The 20,425-nt window shown below is 71.4% G+C and carries 19 protein-coding genes; 5 read left to right on the top strand and 14 right to left on the bottom strand.

The features are described from left to right. From ABD236_RS26905 to ABD236_RS26895, 3 genes are all read right to left on the bottom strand, one after another. Positions 1-762, bottom strand: coding sequence for a DUF6461 domain-containing protein (locus tag ABD236_RS26905; RefSeq protein ID WP_344077819.1), 762 nt, complete (start codon positions 760-762; stop codon positions 1-3). Positions 763-844: 82 nt separating this feature from the next. Next, on the bottom strand, positions 845-1,648 hold the full coding sequence (locus tag ABD236_RS26900; RefSeq protein ID WP_344077817.1) for a hypothetical protein: 804 nt from the start codon (positions 1,646-1,648) through the stop codon (positions 845-847). A gap of 210 nt (positions 1,649-1,858) precedes the next feature. Then, positions 1,859-2,035, bottom strand: a complete 177-nt coding sequence (locus tag ABD236_RS26895; RefSeq protein ID WP_344077815.1) for a hypothetical protein — start codon at positions 2,033-2,035, stop codon at positions 1,859-1,861. Between the two features lie 470 nt (positions 2,036-2,505). Here ABD236_RS26895 and ABD236_RS26890 point away from each other — a divergent pair, with 470 nt between their 5' ends. Both ABD236_RS26890 and ABD236_RS26885 read left to right on the top strand, forming a co-directional pair. After that, positions 2,506-2,976 (top strand): hypothetical protein, encoded by a 471-nt coding sequence (locus ABD236_RS26890; RefSeq protein WP_344077813.1) that lies wholly within the window; start codon positions 2,506-2,508, stop codon positions 2,974-2,976. Further along, positions 2,973-3,308, top strand: coding sequence for a winged helix-turn-helix domain-containing protein (locus ABD236_RS26885; protein WP_344077810.1), 336 nt, complete (start codon positions 2,973-2,975; stop codon positions 3,306-3,308). Before ABD236_RS26890 ends, ABD236_RS26885 begins: the two co-directional genes overlap by 4 nt. Before the next feature lie 82 nt (positions 3,309-3,390). On the opposite strand, the gene ABD236_RS26880 is transcribed toward ABD236_RS26885, so the two are convergent. The 11 genes from ABD236_RS26880 to ABD236_RS26830 form a co-directional block, all read right to left on the bottom strand. Continuing rightward, positions 3,391-6,045, bottom strand: a complete 2,655-nt coding sequence (locus ABD236_RS26880) for a M16 family metallopeptidase (protein WP_344077808.1) — start codon at positions 6,043-6,045, stop codon at positions 3,391-3,393. Then, a complete protein-coding gene (locus tag ABD236_RS26875; RefSeq protein WP_344077806.1) occupies positions 6,026-7,603 on the bottom strand; it encodes a flavoprotein in 1,578 nt (525 codons plus the stop codon). The genes ABD236_RS26880 and ABD236_RS26875 overlap by 20 nt, the downstream gene beginning before the upstream one ends. Beyond that, entirely contained in the window at positions 7,600-8,562 is a 963-nt protein-coding gene (locus ABD236_RS26870; RefSeq protein ID WP_344077804.1) for an LLM class flavin-dependent oxidoreductase, read from the bottom strand. The genes ABD236_RS26875 and ABD236_RS26870 overlap by 4 nt, the downstream gene beginning before the upstream one ends. Continuing rightward, entirely contained in the window at positions 8,559-10,358 is a 1,800-nt protein-coding gene (locus ABD236_RS26865; protein ID WP_344077802.1) for an ABC transporter ATP-binding protein, read from the bottom strand. The genes ABD236_RS26870 and ABD236_RS26865 overlap by 4 nt, the downstream gene beginning before the upstream one ends. A 12-nt stretch (positions 10,359-10,370) precedes the next feature. Next, on the bottom strand, positions 10,371-11,378 hold the full coding sequence (locus ABD236_RS26860) for a methyltransferase (protein ID WP_344077800.1): 1,008 nt from the start codon (positions 11,376-11,378) through the stop codon (positions 10,371-10,373). A 174-nt stretch (positions 11,379-11,552) separates the two neighbouring features. Then, positions 11,553-11,738: an LxmA leader domain family RiPP gene (locus ABD236_RS26855; protein ID WP_344077798.1), complete on the bottom strand. Its 186-nt coding sequence runs from the start codon at positions 11,736-11,738 to the stop codon at positions 11,553-11,555. An 85-nt stretch (positions 11,739-11,823) separates the two neighbouring features. Continuing rightward, positions 11,824-12,039, bottom strand: a complete 216-nt coding sequence (locus tag ABD236_RS26850) for an LxmA leader domain family RiPP (RefSeq protein ID WP_344077796.1) — start codon at positions 12,037-12,039, stop codon at positions 11,824-11,826. An 84-nt stretch (positions 12,040-12,123) separates the two neighbouring features. Continuing rightward, a complete protein-coding gene (locus tag ABD236_RS26845; protein WP_344077793.1) occupies positions 12,124-13,092 on the bottom strand; it encodes a T3SS effector HopA1 family protein in 969 nt (322 codons plus the stop codon). Continuing rightward, positions 13,089-14,144, bottom strand: coding sequence for a class V lanthionine synthetase subunit LxmK (gene lxmK / locus ABD236_RS26840; protein WP_344077791.1), 1,056 nt, complete (start codon positions 14,142-14,144; stop codon positions 13,089-13,091). The genes ABD236_RS26845 and lxmK overlap by 4 nt, the downstream gene beginning before the upstream one ends. Before the next feature lie 659 nt (positions 14,145-14,803). After that, a complete protein-coding gene (locus ABD236_RS26835; protein WP_344077789.1) occupies positions 14,804-15,481 on the bottom strand; it encodes a response regulator in 678 nt (225 codons plus the stop codon). Beyond that, the gene (locus tag ABD236_RS26830) at positions 15,478-16,092 is read right to left on the bottom strand and encodes a DedA family protein (RefSeq protein WP_344077787.1); all 615 of its coding nucleotides are present in this window, start codon (positions 16,090-16,092) and stop codon (positions 15,478-15,480) included. The genes ABD236_RS26835 and ABD236_RS26830 overlap by 4 nt, the downstream gene beginning before the upstream one ends. Positions 16,093-17,162: 1,070 nt before the next feature. Between ABD236_RS26830 and ABD236_RS26825 the strand changes: the two genes are divergently transcribed. The 3 genes from ABD236_RS26825 (at position 17,163) to ABD236_RS26815 (ending at position 20,145) form a co-directional block, all read left to right on the top strand. Continuing rightward, positions 17,163-17,618, top strand: a complete 456-nt coding sequence (locus tag ABD236_RS26825) for a hypothetical protein (protein WP_344077785.1) — start codon at positions 17,163-17,165, stop codon at positions 17,616-17,618. 5 nt (positions 17,619-17,623) lie between these two features. Further along, a complete protein-coding gene (locus ABD236_RS26820; RefSeq protein ID WP_344078000.1) occupies positions 17,624-19,510 on the top strand; it encodes an alpha/beta hydrolase in 1,887 nt (628 codons plus the stop codon). 104 nt (positions 19,511-19,614) lie between these two features. Next, the gene (locus tag ABD236_RS26815) at positions 19,615-20,145 is read left to right on the top strand and encodes a hypothetical protein (RefSeq protein ID WP_344077783.1); all 531 of its coding nucleotides are present in this window, start codon (positions 19,615-19,617) and stop codon (positions 20,143-20,145) included. The last annotated feature ends 280 nt before the right edge of the window (positions 20,146-20,425 follow it).

Raw genomic sequence — 20,425 nt, 5'->3', positions numbered from 1 at the left:
TCAGAGGCGGTGCGCGATCTCATACGCCTCACGGATGTCGGCGGGGGGTCTTCCCTCCCAGGGGGAATACCCCTGTGCTTCCGCCCAGGCACGTATGGCCGCGGCGTCCTGGGGCTCGTCCAGGACGCAGTCGTCCGGGGCGCCCCGGACCGCGAACGCGGGCAACAGGACGCTCTCCAGGTACCCGCGGGACAGCGTGAGACCGAAGCGGCGCTCAAGGATGCCCAAGGTACGGCGGTGACGCTCGGCCATGGGCTGTCCATCAGGCTGTGCGTACTCGTCCCCGTCCGCCAACACACCGCCGCGGATCAGATCCGGCACCAGAAGATCCGGGCAGGGGCCCTGCCGGGTGCGCTCCCCTCCGATCTCGAACGAGCACACCCCCTGGCCGTCCTTGGTCCAGTGGAACATCGCGGGCGCGCGCTCTATGAAGGGGTGCAGGGAGATGGCCTCGGCTCCTCCCCGGGAGACCCCCCGGAGCCGATCCAGCGCCGTGCTGTCGCCGTACTCCAGGGCGAACGACCAGCCCCCGCACTCGCCGACACGGACCACACCGCCCTCGTCCCCCATGGGATCAGTACGGGCGGCGGATGACGCCACCTCATAGGCCTGGCGACCCGTCATCGGACGCAGGGGCGTTGCGGCTGCGTCGGGTCGCACCGACAGGCGCCTCGCAAGTTCGGCGGGGCCCACACCCTGGGCGAAGACGACCGGCACATCCCAGTCATCAAGGTCAGCCAGCCACCGGATGCCGTCACTCATGGCTCTTCACCTCCATTGTTCGTGTTACCCGTCGCCTCTTCGCGCCCCCCATCGACCTGGCGAACCCGTCCGCCACCAGGCGTCAGCGGGGCACACGCGCATCGTTACGTATCCGGGCGGCCGTGTCCGCGTTCTCACCCAGGCTCACCCCGGCGCCGCCATTGCGCAGGGAGGCGGGGTCGAAGACCATGACCACGCCGAAAGTGGAGTGATCGGCCCAGGCGCACACGGGGGACGTGACGATATGCCCGCTGGCCAACTTCAGCCGAAAGTTCTGGCACTTCATCACAGCGTCGCCCAGACTGCTGGGATGCATCGTCTGGAGTGAGCCGACCAGAGCGCCGCCGCCCGCGTTCGGGGTGGCGGCGTTGTCCCGCGCGGTCTTCGCGAAGTGCCGGTCAACGGTCTTCTCCGGGTCGCTGATCGTGCCCCAGGCCCCCGTCAGCTGGGCTGTCTGCTCCGAAGCACTGCTGGCCGACTTGTACGCGATGGAGACCGGCATGGGGTTGGCGATACCGAGAGCGGCATAGTCCTGTACGGCCGTCTCGGAGGCGGGGGGCGTCATTTTCGGGTCGACGACGTAGGCCCCGCTCAGCACGCTCTTCGGAGCGGTGAGTTGGTACGGGCGCGCAGCGGCCGGCGCACTGCGAGCCGCGCCGCTCGTGGCACCGGCCGCGTGGGTGGCGGTGGCGCTGGTGCGATGGCCGTACAGGTATCCGCCCGCCGCGGCCGCCACGACCGCGCACGTCACACCCGCGGCCAGCGCCGCCCTCCGGCCCCTCGTACGGGATTGCGGCGGCGCCGGGACCGGATCGTAGGCGGGACCGAAGCCGGGGCCCGGGGCCTGCGGCGGCCCGTACCATCCGCCCGGCTGCTGCTGGTTCACGTCCGCACCCTCGTTTCCCGCACGTGCTGTGCTTCCCCGCTTCCCCGTTGCTCTTCCTCCATCGTCGCCCACGTGCCGATCGAGAGGTGCACCGGCCCCGGCCCCGCAACCCCGCTACGCGAGCACCCAGGCGCCCTATCAAGGCAGTTGGCGACGTGAACGTGGGTGCCTGAGCCGAATGCGCGCGTTCGGAGACCGGAGCCAAACGCATCAGCGCCAGCGACTGCTATTCCTCATCGGCCAGTGCAGCAAGTCCCTGATCCGCCACCACAGCCGGGCCGCGCGGGGGCTCTCGGTGGAGTAGCTGGGGCCGAACCAGATGTCGTCGGCGCTGCGGCCCAGTGGGGTGCCGTTAGGCGAGTGCCGCTTGGGAGGTTGTTCGCGCATCGCGTCTCCTCTCAACTGAAGCCGACGGGGCGGTCCCATCAGCCCTCCGTCCCAGCGTGAAGGATGTGCTGAACACGTTCGCGGTCATGCTCGGCCTCCCGGCGCATCGTCTACCCAGGCGCCCCAGGGTGATGCCGGCGGCGCCGAACCCATCGGATTCATCGGTGCCGACGATGTACAGGTGCCGCAGGCCCAGCCCTCGAGAAGGGAGCCGCCTGGAACGTCTCGCAAGCCACCCGGACCGCCGTGGACAACGGCAGGCGGAACACGAAGACCGACCGCGGTGGCGGCGCAACTGAACCGGGGCGGCGCATCCGGGCCGCCGCCGAGGCGTTCGGGGCGTACGTCGTGCAGGTGCACTCCTCGTCGCCGCTACCAAGTCGCCCTGCCACAACAAGGGCGGTCACTTCCCGCCCGCTCGCGGAGCTCAGCCGTTCCCAACCAGCCGCGACCCACGTATACTTTCCAACATGGAAAACAGTTTCTCCACCCCCCGCACCCCCGACCCCGCCGACGCCACCGCCGCGCTGAACGCCGCCGCCGAGTCCCGTGCGCGGGTGGCGGACCGGATTGCCAGTCCGTGGTGGTATCACGTGGGGCTGGGGGTCGCGTTCGCCGCCGTGTTCGTGTCCATGAGTCTGCGTGTCGCCAACTGGACCGTGGGGCCCTTCGTGCTCGTCGTGCTCGGGCTCGGGTGGGCGCTCCAGCGTTCCACGGGGGTCTCCATGGACCGGTACCTGAGCACTCCCGGCGCCAGTCAGCTGTCCATGGCGTACGCGGTGGCGTTGGTCGGGCTGGCCGCCACCGGTATGTACTTGGAATGGGGCGCGGGCGTGCGGTGGGCCATCGCGGGGGCCGGGGTGCTCATCGGTCTCCTCACCACCACCATGGGGTACCGCATCGACGCCGCCGCGCGGCGGGACCTGCGGGCCGGGCGGTGAGCGAGCCCTGCTTCGACGAAGTCATCCACGCGCCCAACCGCCTCCAGATCTGCACCATGCTGGCCGCCGTGGAGACCATGGCCTTCGCCACGCTCCGCGACTCCCTCGGCGTCAGCGACTCCGTACTGAGCAAGCACCTCAAGGTCCTCCAGTCGGCCGGGTATCTGGACGTCACGAAAGCCCGGGGGGCCTCCTACCCCCGGACCTGGGTCGCGCTGACCCCGGAGGGGCGGCGGGCCTTCCGGGGGCATATCGCCGAACTCCGCCGCATTGTCGAGATGGGCGACGCGGCCCAGTCGGGCCCTGCCGATCCCGTACCGAACAGTGAGTGATCTGCCGCTGTCGCCCGTATCCCGCCCGGCTCCGAAAGCCGGGCGGGATACGGGCGACAGTGAAGGTCACACCCCCGGAAGGTCACACCCCCGGACGGCGACCAGCGGCCTCCAGCAACTCCGTCCACCCAGCGGCCACTTCCGCCGCCGCGCCCGGCCTCCCCAGCACCACCAGGGTCATCCGGTCCGCGCGGAAGAGGTCCGCGCACGCCGTGGTGACCTCGGCCGGGGTCGCCCGTCGCAGGAGTTCCGGCAGGCGCTCCGCCCACGCGGGCCGCCTGCCCGCCGAGACGGTGTCCCGGAGCAGGTCGGCCTTGGCCGCGGGAGAGTCGAAGACGCCCAGCACCTGGGCGGCGCAGAACGTGCGGACCGGGGCGAGTTCGGTCGCGGTGACCGGGGCGGCCCGGAGCGTGTCCAGTACCTTCGCGATGCCCGCCACGCCTGCCGCCGCGTGCCGCTCGGGCAGCGTCGCCCTGATGTAGGCCCGGTGGGTGGCGAGGCAGACGTCGCGCGCCGCGTACACCGTGTGCTCCAGCCCCGCGCCGAGGCTGTGGGCCGCCAGCCGGGACCGGTAGTGGGCGCCGGTCACCGCGGTGGCCAGATAGCGGGCCGCCGACGCGGTGTCCCCCGTCGGCTCCGGCGCGCTCAGCGTCAGGTGCACGTCCGCCATGGCGTCGTGATGGAGCGCCAGTACGGAGGGGGCCTGTGAGCCGCCTGCCTCCTCGACGGGTGCCGCCTTCCAGCCGGACAGGGCCCGCTCCGCCTCGGCGGGGGCCATCGAGATCCCCGCCTCCTCGGCGGACTCCGCCTTCCAGCCCGACAGGGCCCGCTCCGCCTCGGCGGCGAACCGGTCGGGGTCGAGGTCGCCGACGGCGACCAGCCAGCCCCCGCCCCGGCGCAGGACCGCCTGATGTACGGCGTCAAGGCGGGCGTGCTCCGCGTCCCGTTCGGGCGACGCGGAGGTGGGGGTGGGGGCAGGGGCGAGCCAGTGCTCCCGCAGCGCGGTGTCGGTCACCGATCCGGGGTCGCGGTGGCGCGGTGGTGTGCGCAGCGGTACGACCTCGCCCACCGGCGCCGTCAACTCGCCCAGCAGGCCCAGCCACCGGGTGACCCCGTCCGGGGGTGTGAAGCCGGTGACGTCGAGCCACTGGCCGTCCGTCGACAGGTGGAACGAGCCGCCCCCCTCCTCCGCGCGGCCCGTGGCCGCGATGCGCCCGGCCAGTACGTGGACCAGCGCGTCGACGTCCTGCGGGCGCCGCCACCCGGGCGCCCCCAGCGGCAGCCGCAACCGCAGTTCCACCAGCGGGATGCGTTTGTCCCTGACCGCCACGACACGCGTACCGCCGGCGAGGGTGATGTCACACCTCGGGCCGTAGTACGGGTCGGGCTGCGTGCCCAGCGGTGGGACCGGCCGGGCCGATCCCCGTACCGCCGGAGTCGAGGGTTCGGCCTTGGACAAGGCTCCACCCCTCGCGCGGGTCCGCTCCGGGCGGGTCCTGGTCGCGCCGGGGGTCATCACCAGCACGCCCTTGCCCGCCGTGTGCAGGCCGCGCGCGGCGGCCTCGACCTCTGCGGGGCCGATCTCGTCGAGGCGGGCGGGGAGTTCGTCGAGCAGCTCGGCCCGGCCGAAGAGGAGTTCCAGGCGGCCCAGCGCGCGGGCGCGGGCGTAGACGTCGACGTGCCGGCGGTGGTGTTCGGTGATCATGCGCTGGACGGCCTGGGTCCGGAGCCGTGCGAGCCGGGGGTCCGCCGCCCAGGAGGACCACCGCCCTGTCATCGCCTCCACCGCCTGCTGTGGCGTGGCTTCCGGGGGTACGAGAGCGGTGATGACCAGCAGGTCGGGGTCCCTGGCGTCCAGGGGGCCGAAGACGCCGCAGCCCGCCGACGCCGCCTGTACGTCCGCGAGACCCTGCTGGGCGACGATCTCGGCCAGTACGGCGTGCGCCAGATACGCCCTCAGATCCGCGCGGGGATCGGGCAGCCGGTAGCCGACGGCCACGGCCGCCGCCGGGACGCGGGGTTCCGTGCAGGTGGCCCACCGGTCCTCGGTGAGGTCCCGCTCGCGCAGGTCGGGCGGCGCGGCGAACGGGCGCGCCGGTATACCGCCGAAATACCGCTCGGCCAGCGCCAGCAGCTCCTCGGGGTCGTGGTCGCCGACCACGGTCAGCACCGCGTTGCCCGGCGCGTAATACGCCTCGAAGAACTCCTCGCACTCGGCGACCGTCGCCGTGCGCAGCTGCTCCAGACTGCCGTAGCCGTCATGGGCGTTGGCGAAGCTCTCGAAGACCACACCGGGCAGCAGCGGCCAGGGAAACCCCCCGTACGGCCGGGACTCCACCGCCTCGTGGATCTCCACCTCGATGCCGTCCAGCTGGCCGGCCAGCGCCTGCGGGGTGAAGCGGGGTGCCCGCATCCGGTCGGCCTCGCTGAACAGCGCCTGTTCGAGGGCTGCGGCCGGGACGACCTGGTGGTAGTCGGTGTAGTCCTGGTGGGTGGTGCCGTTGGCCTGGCCGCCCAGCGGGTGGACGTGGTCGTAGAAGCGGCCCTCGGGAAGGCTCGCGCTGCCCCGGAACATCAGGTGCTCGAAGAGGTGCGCGAAGCCTTCCCGCTCGGGCCGCTCCGAGCGGTAGCCGACGCCGTAGTGGACGCAGACGGCGGAGCGCGCCGCTCCCGGCTGCCGCTCGGCCACGACCCGCAGGCCGTTGCCGAGGGTCGCCCTACTGAGCTTGTGCATCATCCTGGGAGTCCTCGGAATCCTCGTGCTGCGGGAGGTCGACGAGAAACCTCAGGAAGTCGCAGTAGTGGTCGAAGCCGCGGTCGAAGTCGTCGACGTAGGCGGCGATGTCATGGACGTGGAGCAGGATGCGCAGCGCCGCCATCGGCTTCCATCGCTGCCCGAGCGTGCGGCCGTACCCCTCGAACAGCGCGTCGGTGAGGGCCTGCCACGCCTCCCTGTCACCGCCCAGCTGCCATTGCAGTTCCACCAGTTCGCCGACGACCCAGCCGAGGTCGAGGTACCAGGGCGCCGCGCACACGTCCTCGCCGACGAGCAGGTCGGATCGGCCTGACGCCTGGTCGACGGCGAACGCCCCCAGGCCGGCCGCCCCGTGCGCGAGCACCACGGCGGGGTCCTCGGCCGTCCGCCGGTACCAGGCGGTCACCTGGTGCCAGCGCTCCTCGCCCAGGCTTCGGCGCACCTGTCCCTGCACACACGCCGCGCGCGGGCTCGCCGCCCGGCCCGCCAGCCAGTCGCCCAGCCGCGCGAGGCCGCGCGCCGGCCGGGCCGGAAGGTCCGGCGGAGGATCCAGATCGTGTACGGAACGCAGCAGGCGGCCCAAGTCGCGCAAGGGCGCGCGCAGTTCGGCGCCGGGGCCTTGGTTCAGGAGCAGGTGGGCGGCGGACACCGCGCCGCGTACGTCGTAGACGCGGGCGGGGCCGTCCACCTCCCCCGGCACCAGCCGGGCGCCATCGAGGTCCCCGGCCGCGGCCAGCGCCGCCCGCAGCGGTGCGTCGACCTGGGCGAACGGTACGGGCGCCAGCGGACCCGGTGACCTTCGCCAGCGCGTCCCGCCACTGGGCAGGGGGTGGATCGATGTCCGCAACAGCCCGGTGCCGAACTCGGACCCACCGAACTCGGACCCACCGGAGCCGGGCGGACCGGGCACCGCCGAGCCCATCCGCGCGGCGGCGAGCTCCGCCCGGCGCTCGGCGATCAGTTGGAGCACCTCGGGCAGCGGCGGCGGCACCCAGGCGTCCTCGCGCCCCGTCGTCAGACTGCGCCCCGGGACCGGGGGGACGAGGACCACGTTGGGCCGGGACGCGAGCGTCGCCCAGTGTCTGCGGAACACGTCGCCTTCCAGCGCGCCCGGCGGCAGCGCGGGAGCCACGACGACCGGCGCCCGGGTGCACTGCGCGGCCAGCAGGACGGGGCTGTCCGCGAGGCCCAGGGCCAGGCGCGCCATGAAGTGCACGGTCGCCGGGTAGACGACGACCGCCTCGGCCCACTCGGCCCACTCCACGTGCCGGGCCGTGTCGTCCGCCTCGGGCCAGACGTCGCTCGCCACGGCGCCGCCGACCCGGGAGCCGACCGCCTGCCGGGTCACGAAGCGCTCCGCGCTGCGGGTCAGCACGACCTTGACCTCGACCTGCGGGCAGGACAGCCGCAGGTGTTCCAGCCAGTACGGGGTGGACCAGGCGTAGGCGGAGCCGGTGACCACCACGAGCATCCGGGTCAGGCCGAGGTCGGCGGGTCCGGGGGTCCCGGCGGCGGCTCCCTCCCGTATCTCGCCGATCATGACGTCACCGTTTCGAGGAGCGTCTCCAGCTCCGCCAACGACGCCCGCTCGCCGTAGCGCATGTGGACGCCGGTGACGTTGAGGACGATCTCGTCGGCTCCGGCGTCCGCGTACTCCCGCAGCCGCGCGGCCAGTTCGGCCGCCTCGCCGTAGAGGAAGGCGCCGCCCGTCAGCAGCGCCTCGGCGTTGCCCTTCGGGTCGTCCGGGTTCACCGTGATCCCTGACCGGGCCAGCATGTCGATGTAGTGCGGCAGCAGGGTGTGGCCGGTGTTGCTGATGGCCGCGAGCTCCGCCGCGTCCCGGTCGGGTCCGGCCAGCGCCAGGGGAACCATCACCGCCACCCGGGGCATGGGTCGCCCGGCGGCCTCGGCACCGGCGCGCAGCGCGGGGACCACGACGTCACGTACGTACGGCGCCGGGGTCAGCCAGGTGATCGCGACGTCGGCGATCTCCCCGGCCAGCCGGGCCATGGCCGGGCGCAGGACGCCCAGGCCGAGTTCGACGGGCGGGCGGGGCATGAGCGGGAACTCCGAGTGGCAGGTGAAGTACTCGCCGTCCTGGCTGATCCCGCCCTGCTCCAGCAGTCCGCGCATGACGCCGAGGTATTCGCGTACGGCGCCGAGCTGGCTGCGGTAGGGCGCTCCCAGCAGGCTGCGCTGGAAGGAGACCGCGCCGGGACCGAACCCGGCCACCACCGAGTGGCCGCTGCCCACCGCCAGCGCGTGGGCCTGCACCGCGGCCTGGTAGGGGTGGCGCTGCGGCATCAGGGTGACACCGGTGCCGGTCGGCACCCGAAAGCCGCTGGCCGCGGCGTGCGCGAAGTCCTGGAAGGGGTCGTTGAGGACGGCCTGGCCCTGCCACAGCCGGTGTGCGTCGCTCCACTGGGCGAGGGCCGCGTACGGCAGGAGCTGCTCGGGGCGGTACGGGGCGAAGGGGGCGAGGAAGGAGTACGTGGTCATCGGTCGGCTCCCGTCAGAAGGTCGGCGGCCGGTTCCTCGGAGAGCCCGAGTTCCTGCCCTTGCACCAGCTCCGCGTACATCGGGCTGGTCAGCATCAGGTCGTCGTGGCGGCCCTGGGCGCTCACCCGGCCGCCGTCCATCACGATCACGTGGTCGGCGTGGCGCACGGTGGAGATGCGGTGGGCGACCACGAGGACGGCCCGGTCCCGGCTGATCCCGTCGATCAGGCGGCGCAGCCGCACCTCGTTGATGCTGTCGAGGTGCGAGGACGGCTCGTCGAGCAGGACCAGCGGCGCCTTCGACAGGCTCGCCCGGGCCAGCGCGAGGCGCTGGCGCTGGCCGCCGGACAGGTCGTGGGCGCCGCCCAGGACCGTGTCGAGCCCGTCGGGGAGCCGGGTGATCTCCTCTTCGAGGCCGACGTCCCGCAGGGCCCGCAGCAGGGCCGCGTCGTCGGCCGGGGTGTCCTGGCCCAGGGTGAGGTTGTGGCGCACGGTGTCCCGCAGCAGGGTGGACGCCTGGTCCACGTAGGCGAGTTGGCCGCGCAGCGCCTCCAGCGGCCAGTGGGCGGCGGCCCTGCCGAAGACCTCGATGCGGCCCTGGTCCGGGTCCATGAAGCGCTCGACGAGGCCGAGGACGGTGGACTTGCCCGAACCGGAGAGGCCGACCATGGCGGTGAGACCGGTGGCGGGGACGGTGAGGTCCACCTGCCGCAGTACGGGCTCCTCGCCGTAGGCGAAGTCGACCTGATCGAAGCGGACGGCGGGGGCGCCGGCGACGGGCTTGGGCGCGGCGCCGGGTGCCGTGTCCGCCGTCGGGTTCTCGGACGGGAGCGCGAACAGGTCCTCGAAGCGCTTGCGCGAGACCAGGCCCGCCTGGATCGTGGTGACCGCCGACATCGCCATGACCATCGGTGCGGCGAGCTGGAAGAGGTACAGCAGGAACGACACGAACGTGCCCAGGTCGAGCTCGCCGTCGACCATGCGCGCGCCGCCGCCGAGGACGATGGCCACCAGGGCGATCTGCTGGCCGAGGTTGATGACGGGGACCATCAGGGCCTCCATCGCGGAGGCCTCGGTCTCGAACGCGGCGACCTGCCGGGCGCGGGCGGTGAGCTGGTCGGAGACGGCCCGCTCTGCGCGGTAGGCCTTGATGACGGTCAGCGACTCCATCATCGCGACGAAGTGCTCGGTGAGGGAGCCGACCTCGTTCTGGATGGCGGTGTACTTGCGGCGCAGCGCCACCACCACCACGGCGATGACCCCGAGGGCCGCGAGGAACGCGCCGAGGGTGATCAGGAGCAGCTGCCAGTCCAGCAGCCCCATGATCACGAGCGTCCCGACCAGGGTGATCAGCGACATCGGCAGCTGGATCGGGCCGATGTCGACGATGCTCTTCACCGCGGCGGCATCGGCCGTCAGACGGGTCGCCAGGTTTCCGGTGCCCTCGGCGCGGGCCGCGTGCAGCCCCAGGCCCAGCGAGTGGTGCATGCTGCGGACCCGCAGGTCGCAGATGAGCCGATGGCCCGTCCGGGACAGCAGATACGTGGCCACGGCGTTGGCGGCAGCGGCTCCCAGACCGACACCCACCATGATCCAGGTCCACCGTGTGTAGCCGTCCTCCTCCTGGATGGCGACCAGCAGTTTGCCCACCGTCCACGGCAGGACCAGCGTCGCCGAGGTGGCGGCCAGGGTGAGGACCATGACGCCCACAAGGAGCAGGGCCCTGCCACGGAATATCTCCCGCAGGATGAACAGCCGCTCCTGGGGCACGTCCGGGCTCGTCTTCGCCGTGCTCATAGCAGTGATCTCCTAGACCGAGAACTCAATCAGCGACCTGACCGCGGTGGCCGGGCCCTCCCACGTCACCCGCAGGCCCGCCGCCCGGCCCAGCGCCTTCAGCTGCTCGACGGTCCGCACGGGCGTCGGCATCATGGCGCGCAGCCACAGCTCGGTGCGGTCGGCCTGCGCTCCCGCCGCGCGCGCGTCCAGGCTGACGTCGGCGAGCAGGACCTTGCCGGTCCCGGCCGAGGCCTCGGCGCAGCGGCGCAGGATCGCGACCGCGTCCGCGTCGTCCCAGTCGGCCAGGATCGCGGAGAGCAGATAGACGTCCCCGCCGGCGGGCAGCGGCTCGAAGAAGCTGCCGGCCACGGCGGCGCCCCGGTCCGCGAGTCCGGCGTTCTCGATGTTCCTGGCGGCGAGGGCCGCCGAGTTCTCCAGGTCCAGGACGGTGCCGCGCAGATGCGTGTGCCGGCGCAGCAGGTTGATCAGGACCGCCCCGCTGTTGCCGCCCACGTCGACGACCTCGCGTACGCCCGTCCAGTCGTAGCCCTCGATGATGAGTTCCGCGTCGCACACCAACTGGTCGCCGGCCAGGCGCTCCAGTGCCCCGGCGAACGCGGGGCCGTCGTTGAGGCTCTCCCAGTAGCCGCGGCCGAACACCCCGACATGGGCGGGCTCGCCGGTACGGATCGTGTGGACGAGCCCCACGAGCGCGATGTCGGAGCGGCCGGCCATGCCGTCGTCGCGGAGGTTCTCGCGTACGGAGAACGGGTGGTCCGTGCAGAGCGGCAGCCCGGCGGGCGCCAGGGCGAATCCGTCGTCCGCGCTGCCGCTCAGCAGCTCCAGGCTCACCAGATAGCCCAGCAGGCTGCCGAGCAGGTCCGTGCGCGTACCGCACAGGCGCGCCAGTTCCGCGACGTCGCCGACCCCGGCGGCGAGGTGGTCCGCCACTCCGAGGGTCGCCGCCGCGCGGACGGCGGCCGGGCGCAACAGGTCGGCCGAGTCCACGAGGTGCTCGGCGTGAGCCAGGTCGTCCATGTCAGATGCTCCAGGTGGGTGTGGTGACGTCGACGGGCGTTCGTGCCGGGCGTCGGGGCGCGTACGGGGGTTCAGGGACAGGCTCTGAGCCCGGGCGCGGGCAGCCGGGGGGCAGCCGCCCGCGCTCGGGACCGTGCCGGGGCACTCGCGGTGGAGTGCCCCGGCACGGGTGGATCAGCAGCCGCCGGAGAGGGTCCGGGCCGAGAACTGGCCGGCCATCCAGGAGACGCCCGCGCTCGCCGCGGCGGCGCACAGCGGCGTGCTCGCGGGGGCACTGGCGACCGTGCTGATCCGCAGCTCCTCGGCGTTCGTGTAGGCGTCGTAGCCCGCCACGAGCTCCATGATCGAGGTGCTCTTCATTGGTGATTCACCCCCTTTCCCCGTCCGATGGACATCACGCCGTACGGCGTGACGAGTCGTGAGGAAGCAGCTCCCGGGGAGCCGTTCAGCAGGTGATCTCGTAGGTGGCGCCGCTGATCGCGGAGGCACCGGCCGAGGCCCAGCCCGCGCACTTGGCGGAGGAGGCGCGCGAGGCGACGGAGACACACACCCAGGTGGTGGCCGGGGCGCCCGCGGCGGCGCTGACGTTCAGCTCCTCGGCCTCGGTGTACGCGCTGTAACCGGCGATGAGGTCGGTGATGGCCGTGGTCTTGTTGTTCATGGGTATCCTCATTCGTGATGATGGTTTTCTTGACTCAGCTCTGAACTGAATCCAGGGGGCGCGCACACGCCTCCTGGAAACACCTCAGCTCCGGACGGGTGCGGCTTGCTCCTCCCCCGGCTCGACGGAGTCGAGGTTGCGGGAGGGGTCGGCCGGGTCGATGTTGGCCTCGGTCAGGCGGTCGTGCAGGACTGCGGCCAGGGCGCTGGGGTCCTCGGCGGTCTCGATCAGTGCCTGCGCCAGCACGCTGGCCCGGTGCTGGCCGAAGCTCAGACCGTCCATGCCGACGGCGGAGTCCCTGGGTTCCCAGGCCGTGGCCACGCCGGGGCGCAGCCGGCGGGTGAACACCGAGGTGTCGCCGCCCACGCCGGGCAGGTGACCGAGGGCGTCGGCGAGCGCCGTCGCGGCGTGGCTGCTGGCGCTGTCCAGGTAGACGACCAGGGCGTCGCGGCGCGGGTACAGATGCTTACTGGAGATGATCTTCGCGCGGTAGGTCACCGCGTGCTCCTCCAGGTGCTCCAGCGCCGTGCGCCAGATCCCGGGCGCAGCCGTCCACTCGGTGATGTGGACGTAGACGCGCAGGAGGTCGGCGGACCGGTGCGGCCTGGTGCCCTCGACCAGGAAGAAGCCGGGCGAAAGGGCGGGCCTGCGCGAGGTGTTGGCCACCGCGACGACGGCGCCGGGGGCGAGCTCGCCCTCCGTACGGATCCGGTCGGCCGGCACCCGGACGCGCACCCCGCCGAGCTCGACGACGTACGCGGACTCGCCGACCGCGTGGACCGGGCCGCGCAGGACCGTCTCGGCGTGCGGCACGGCCGCCGCGAGGGCCCGCTCGAACTCGGCGTCCCGCAGCCGGAACGGCAGGTCGGCGTCCTCCAGGTCCAGCCCCGCGTGCAGGCTCTCGTAGAGCGCGTTGGAGAGCAGCCGTCGCAGCTCCCTGGAGCTGTCGGCGTCGATGCGCTTGCCGCCCACGGTGGCGCTGGAGCGGTCCGGTGCCACGGTGACGCCGCGGGCGGCCTCGACAAGCCTCGGTGCGAGGCGGCTGCCGGTCATGTCGTTACCTCGAATCCGAGAAGGGGTGCGAACTTGTGCGGGGTGAGCAGGGCGCCGCGCCCGATGCCCGCGGCGGCCCGTTCGATCCCGGACAGCCGCTGGCTCTGCGCGGCGCCGGCGATCAGCCGGTCCAGCAGGTGCCAGCCGGCGAACGCCGTGGCCCGTACGGTGAACTGGGCGTCGAGGTCGGTACGGACCGTGCGGTAGCCGTCCCAGAAGCGGTGCACCAGGGGGAGCAGCCGCTCCAGCTTCTCGGCGCCCCTGGCCAGGACCTGGTCGTGGGTCAGTTCCAGGTCGTCGAAGGCCGACGGGCCCGTGTCGCCGCGGCGGGTGACGATGTCGAGCACCGACCGGTAGAGCCACTCCCCCGCGAACGAGCCCACGTCCCGGGCCGGGTCCGCGAGCCGGAACTCCTCCCAGTCCGCGAGGATCGGCACATGGTCGTCGCCGACCAGCAGCTGGTCCACCCGGAAGTCGCAGTGGGAGGGGACGCGCGGCGCCCGGCTCTCCCACTCCTGGAGGACTTCCAGCGCCTCGATCAGCGCCGCGTCGTGCTGCATGAGCCGCCACGCCTCCAGCTCGGCGAAGCTGAGCTCGTTGTACATGGCCAGCGGCATGGCCCGCAGCAGCCCGGCGTCCGGCAGCGAGGGCAGCGAGCGGTCCAGTTCAGCGCCGGGGACGGCGGCGTGGAGGCAGCCGATGGCCCGGCCCACCGCGAAGGCGAGGTCGCCGCCGAAGGTCTGATCGACCATCAGCTCGGCTCCGCTCTCGGCCTCGACGTGGGCGAAGACCACCAGCTGGGCGTCCTCGTCGAACCCGAGCAGCGCCGGCACGTGTCCACGCAGTCCGTCAACGTGTCCGACGAACTCCTCGAAGGACAGCAGCCGCTTCATCCGGGCCCGCACATCCGCCTCGGGGCCGACCAACCGCTTGACGAACACCCTGCGTCCGCTGGTGGTGTCTCCCGCCCAGGCGTGGTTGCGGCCGACGGGCGCCGACACCGAATCACGGACGAGGGCGCCCAGACCGAGCCGGACCAGCAGCGCGTCCACTTCGGGAAAGGCGTCCAGATCGACCGGCCGGAAAGTGGGCTGGGCCTTGGGCGCCCCGCTCTTTTCGAGAGCGCCTTCTTCAGTGCCTTCCTCAGTGGATTCCTCCGTGGCTTCTTGAGTGCCTTCCTGAGTGGCTTCCTGACTGCCTTCCTGTTCCGTGGCACGTTCCGGCCCGGCTCTGAGCATGACTCCCCCGATACAGTAATTCTGTTTCCCCGACGAGGAGAGGTGGAGAGCTGTTCCAGCAGGAGGCCGGGGCCATTGCCGTACGGGCGAACACGACGCGACAACACCCGCAGGGACATTCCGAAGAGCTGTAACAGAGCATCCTGGGCAGAGGTCTGCACCGGGATGGCGATCCACTTTCCCCCCTTGCCGTCGACTTCCCCTGGGGCGACGGCATCTGAGCGGCCCGGATGTTTCCTTCCCGGCCTGAAACCAGTATCGGCCCGGCGGTGTCAGCCGCACTACCCGCCATTCGTCGGTGGCGGCCAGCCAGATGGAGGGAGCGGAACGCCTGACGCCCGCTGGTGGACGGCCGGCGCCCGCCTCTCGGATGGGCCAACGGATAAGCCACCGGAGAACCGGAGAACCGGAGAACGCGATGAGCTCCGGCCCGTCGCCACGGGCCGGAGCTCATCGATTCACCTGAGTGCCGTTCAGCCGACGGCACGTTCCATGGACACACACTCCGACAGGCGCGCCCGGTCGGCTATGACGGCCGCCTGGACACGGTTGACGACACCGAGCTTGGCGAAGATCGCGCTGACGTAATCCTTGACGGTTCCGACGCCCATCAGAAGCCTGCGGCTGATGTCGGCGTTGGACAGGCCCTCGGCGACCATCGCCAGCACCTCGTGCTCGCGCTCGCTCAGCGACTCGGTGAGCCGCCGCGCCCGCAAGGCGGCGTCGGAGTTGTGGGCGTCCTCGTTGAGCTCGGACAGCAGCTGGGAGCCGGCCAGTCCGGACAGGACGATGCTGCCCACGGCGAGGGTGCGCACCGATGCCACCAGTTCGTCGGGCCCGGTGTCACGCAGGAGGCAGCCGGCCGCTCCGATACGCAGGGCGGCGAGTACGGAGCGGTCGGCGGCGGGCGTGGAGAGTACGGCCACCCGTGGCGGGTCGGGCAGGTCCAACAGCCCTCGCAGCACGTCCAGACCGTCGGTGGAGCGCGTCTGGATGTCCAGCAGCACGACGTCCGGCCGGCAGTGCCTGGCCGTGGCCACCGCCTCGACGCCGCAGGCGACCCGGGCGCTGAGCCGGTCGGCCGACTCAATGATCATCTGGAGGCCCGCACGCAGCAGGGGGTCGTCGTTGACGATGAGAGTGAGGGTCACGACGCCTTCCTGGCTGCCCGAAGTCCCATGGTCAGACGCGTGAGCAGCATCGCGGCGACCATGGCCAGGGAGATCCACAGCGCGTAGTCGCCGACCTTCTCGGCGAGTTGCACCGCGGGCGACCCGATGGCGAATCCGATTCCGGTGAACAGCCCGGCCCAGGCGGCCGAGCCGATCACGTTCAGTACGAGGAAGGTGGGCAGGCGCATCCCCACCCAGCCCGCCGCCGCGAACGCCGGGGCCGAGGGGACCAGCGGAAGCGGGGCGAGCACGACGGCCGCCGCGATGAGACACCGGTTCGCCGGATTCCCGCCCGCGATCAGGCCGCGCTTGGGCTTCTTGCGTTCGTCCGGCGGACCGGTCAGCAGCCGCACCAGGTTCTCGCCCCAGAGCCGGCCCGCCAGCCAGAAGACCCAGGCGAACTTGACCATCCCGAGGGTCCCGGCGAGGAGGACGAGGACGTACGGGGCCTCGCCCACCCGGGCGAACGCCCCGGCCACGGTCATCGTGCTCTGGTCGCCGGTGAGGACTGCGAGCAGTACGGGGTTGGTTCCGATCAGCCAGGGCTTGAGCGGCCACATCGCGAACGAATAGGCGAAGACGAACCACATGCCGTACCAGCAGACAAGGTCCCTCGTCGAGGGAGAACCGCCCCATGGAAGCCATGACTTGTCGAGAGGGCGGGATTTATGGATCCGGACGTGCCGGGTCTCGGCGGTCAAGCGGAACTCCTCTATCACAACATCCAACCTCAAGAGCCGGTGGGCACGGCGCGGAAATCCGCCGCACAGAACAGGCGGTGGCCGAAGCGGCCGAGCCGACGCCCGGAAGGGCCTCTTGAGGAATCCTCATCACACGGAAAGCCGGCCCGCCCCAGTTTCCCCTCGGGACTACGAAGGAATGGGCGTTCCCACCGGCTCAGCAGTGCGCGTACCGTGAGCACCGAAAAAGGTCGAGCCGCGTTTCCCCCGTACGGGCATGCGCATACCGGAGCGCGTGGAGCTTTCGCCACCACGCACGAGAACATCATCCGATGCCGGAAATCCGCACGCCTTTTGTCATGTCCACAGCTCATGAGTGAGAGGCGTAGGCCTCTCGCAACCACGAGCTCTTCCCCGTGAGCAGAACCGCCATTTCGGTCGGTCGGTGGCGAGTTCTGCCCGATGGGGGCAAACCTAGGCCTGTGGATCTTCATCACGCAACATCAGATATGGGGGCTGTGAGGCAGATCACGCAGATATGCGTATTTGCGCAAGTGTCCGACGCCGGTCGCCGCCAGGCCCTTCCGGCCATTCATTCACAAGAGAAACATTACCCTCGGTAGGGTATTGGCTGGAGCGACCTCACACGTAGGACATAAGTGGCCCTACTTTACCTGGAGTTGACCCAGGGATCACCGGGGCCCGGGTTTGGGCGGGCGGCTTGAGGGCGCGGGGCGGGGGGCCTCGACGATGACAACGCGTCCCACCAGCGAACACTCAGACGCCGCACACCGGAAGTTGACGGTGTGTACGCCCACGCCTGAGCCGGATCACTCTTGCGCACCCTCTGACCTGCGTGTTATGCACGGGGCCGCCTTTTTCCGCCAACCCCCCGTCCGCGCTTGCGGATGCCCCCACCCGCCCTCATAACGTCGTTTCGGGGCGACGGAAGAGGGTCGCACGGGACCATAGGGGAGTACGTGTACGCGGACAGCTGGCAGCGGTTGCTGGAGCAGGCGGGGCGGCCGGGGCGGATGGGGGCGATGTCGCTCGCCTCCGCCGGGACGGCGGGCGGCTCCGGGCCCGCCGCCGGCGAGCTGAAGCACAGCGCCAAACCGTGGTCGGACGCGACCGGCACGGTCCACTCGCTCGGCACCGACACCGCGAAGGTGAAGGCAACCCTGACCAGCGCCCACACCGGTGCCGCGGCGGGCACGGCCGGGCTCGCCAGCATGGCCGCGCTCACCTCCGTACTCACGTCGTGGGAAGAGCGGCTGACGGCCGTGCACACCGAGTGCGGCTCGCTGGAGCCCGCGCTGCGCGAGACGGCGTGGGCGCAGGGTGAGGTGGACGCGGGTGTGAGGTCGGCGCTCGCCCAGTACTCCACGCCGCACTCCACTCCGCATTCCACTCCGTCCGCCACCCAGGGCCGGTGACCGGGATGCTCACCTGGCAGCAGCTGCACGACCTCAAGTGCGCCGAGCTCCTGGACGCCGCCGACGGCTGGGCCGCCGTCAGCACGCAGGCCGACGCGGCCCGGGACCGTATCAGCGGCGAGATGATCCGGGGCCTGGAGGCCACGCAGAAGGGCGTGGCGGCTCCGGCCGCCATCGGCCGCCTGCGACGCCTGGACCGCAACTACGACTACATCCGTACGGAATGCGGTCTCGTCCGTACGACTCTGAGCTCGCTCGTGTACGAACTCATCGGCTTCCAGGGCCAGTTGAAGGACGCCCTCGACGACGCGGCGAGCCTCGGCTTCACGGTCGCGGCGGACGGCTCGGTCAGCTACCCGGCCGGCGGCCAGAGCGCGATTCCCGACCGGCCGAACCCTGGGGGCAGTGTCTCGGCCGACACCCCCGTCATGTCCCGCCCGCCCACCCTGAGCACGCTCCACCCCGGTCTGGTGGACCCCAACCCCAACCGGGCCAAGGCCCAGGACATCGCCGACCGCATCCGGCGCGTGCTCACGGCCGCCCGCGAGGCCGACGAACACTTCAGCACCGCGCTGACCCGGCTGAAGGCCGAACCCGGCCTGGACGTCACCGACGCGACCTGGAAGGACGCCGCCGCCGATCTGGCGGCCGTACGCAAAGTCTCCGGCGACCGCCTGAAGAAGACCATCCCCACCGGCGCCTCCCCCGCCGAACGCCACGACTGGTGGACGCACCTGTCCCCGTCCCAGCGCGACGAGTACCTCGCGGCCTGCCCGGACATCATCGGGAACCTGGACGGAATTCCGGCGGTGGTACGGGACGAGGCCAACCGGGAGAACCTGCAGATGCTCATCGGGAAACTGGCGGGGGTGGACGACAAGGAGGCGCGGGCCAAGCTCGACGGGATGCGCTCCATCGACCAGCAGCTCGGCGCGGGCAGTGAACCTCCGATGTATCTCCTCGGCATCGGCGATGAGGGCAATGGCCGCGCGATCGTCTCGTACGGCAATCCCGACACGGCGAAGAACGTCTCGGCGTACGTTCCCGGGTTCGGCACCAAGCTCGACACGTCGTTCGCCGGCAACGATCTGAAGCGGGCACATGACACGGCGGTCGGGGCCCGGCTCGTCGACCCCGACAACCCCACCGCATCGATCGCCTGGCTCGGCTACGACGCCCCGCAGTTCGCCCCCGAGAAGTTCCTCCTGGTCGACAAGCTCACGGAGAACTTCGCCGTCGCCGACGACCATGACGCCAACGCCGGTGCGACCTCGTACAACGAGTTCATGGCGGGTATCTCCGCCACGCACGAGACCGGCGACCCGCACGTCACCGCTGTCGGCCACTCCTACGGCTCCCTCACCGTCGGCCTCGCCGCACAGCGGGACGGCGGCATCCCCGGCGCCGACGACATCATCCTCGTGGGCAGCCCCGGCACCGAGGCCAGGACCGCCGACGCCCTCGGCGTCGGACGGGACCATGTCTATGTCGGCGCCGCCAAGAACGACATCGTGACCCAGCTGCCCAGCAAGGCAGAGGTGAACGGCACGGTGACAGGCACCCTCCTCGGAGGACCGGCCCTGGGCGGATATCTTGGCCGCACGTTCGAAAGGGCCACGGGCGGGCCCGACCAGCTCTACTTCGGCACCGACCCGGCGAGCCACACATTCGGCGCCCGACGCTTCGCCACCGGCGACGGCCCACCCCTCCTCGACGGGGGCCAGCTCATCTCGTCCATCGTGGACTGGGACAAGGACCCGAAGCTCCCCTCCCCCGATGTGAGCGCCCACTCCCACTACTTCGACCCCGACGCAGACCGCATCTCGGCGCGGAACATCGCCCGGATCGTGGCGGGTAAGGGCGACAAGATCGACCATGAGGACCCACGATGAGGATCGCCTTCCGCCCCGTATCCGCACTGCTGCTGCTCGCCGCCGTCGCGGGCTGCGGCCCACTACCCCACAGCGACAGGTCCGACGAAAGGAAGAAGCCGACCATGGACATGCAGCAGGGCGCGGACCGGGCCGATGCCATCCTGCAACAGACCCTGAGTGGCATCACCCCAGCGTTGCGCTGGAACCACGGCCCGTCGATCGACAGGATCTGCGCCGACGGGAAGGGCGAGGGGACGGGCACCGGAACGGTCACCCGCCGCATCGTCATCCTGACAAAGGTGTCCGCCGAACGGCGGGGCAACCTGCTCGGCGTCATCGAGCGCGACTGGAAGTCCCGGGGCTTCAAGATCATCAACGTGAACTCGGACAAGGACATGCCGGCCATGGACGCCGCGACGCCGGACAGGTTCCAGGTTTCGGTGGAGGTGGGCGCCACCGGCCAGTTCGGCTTCACCATCGGAACGCCGTGCCTTGCGAAGACCAACGGAGTCACGAACCCCACCACCACCCCCAACACCCCTCAGCGCGACGTCCCCTTCCCTCCGCGCGACGACATCCACGACGACTTCTGGTCGGCCGTCACTCCGGGCGGCTCGAGCCCTCAGCGCCCCTCCTCCACCGGCGGCGGGTAGATCCGTGGGCGGTGCGGGCTTCAGTGCTCCGCGGCTGCCCGGAAGCCCGCGGTCTCGCGGGGAGAGGACTGCGCGTACCGCCGCGGGTGCCTTGTGCAATTCCGAAAGCCCCCCGCCCCACGGCTGAGCACACGCACGAGCCGTCCGGCGCCAGAGGTGCACAACAGTCAGCCGAGGCCGTGCGATTTGTGCACGCGGGCAATGGCGGGCCGTGGTCGACACGCATAGATTTCCTTCCGAACGCCCGGCCGGCTCGGCGGCCGCGGGCATTTCGGGGCCA

Origin of the sequence: Streptomyces crystallinus (genome assembly GCF_039521265.1) — a bacterium.
Lineage (GTDB): Bacteria > Actinomycetota > Actinomycetes > Streptomycetales > Streptomycetaceae > Streptomyces > Streptomyces crystallinus.
The sequence above is the reverse complement of the archived record's forward strand: the minus strand, read 5'-3'. Positions and strand labels throughout refer to the sequence as shown.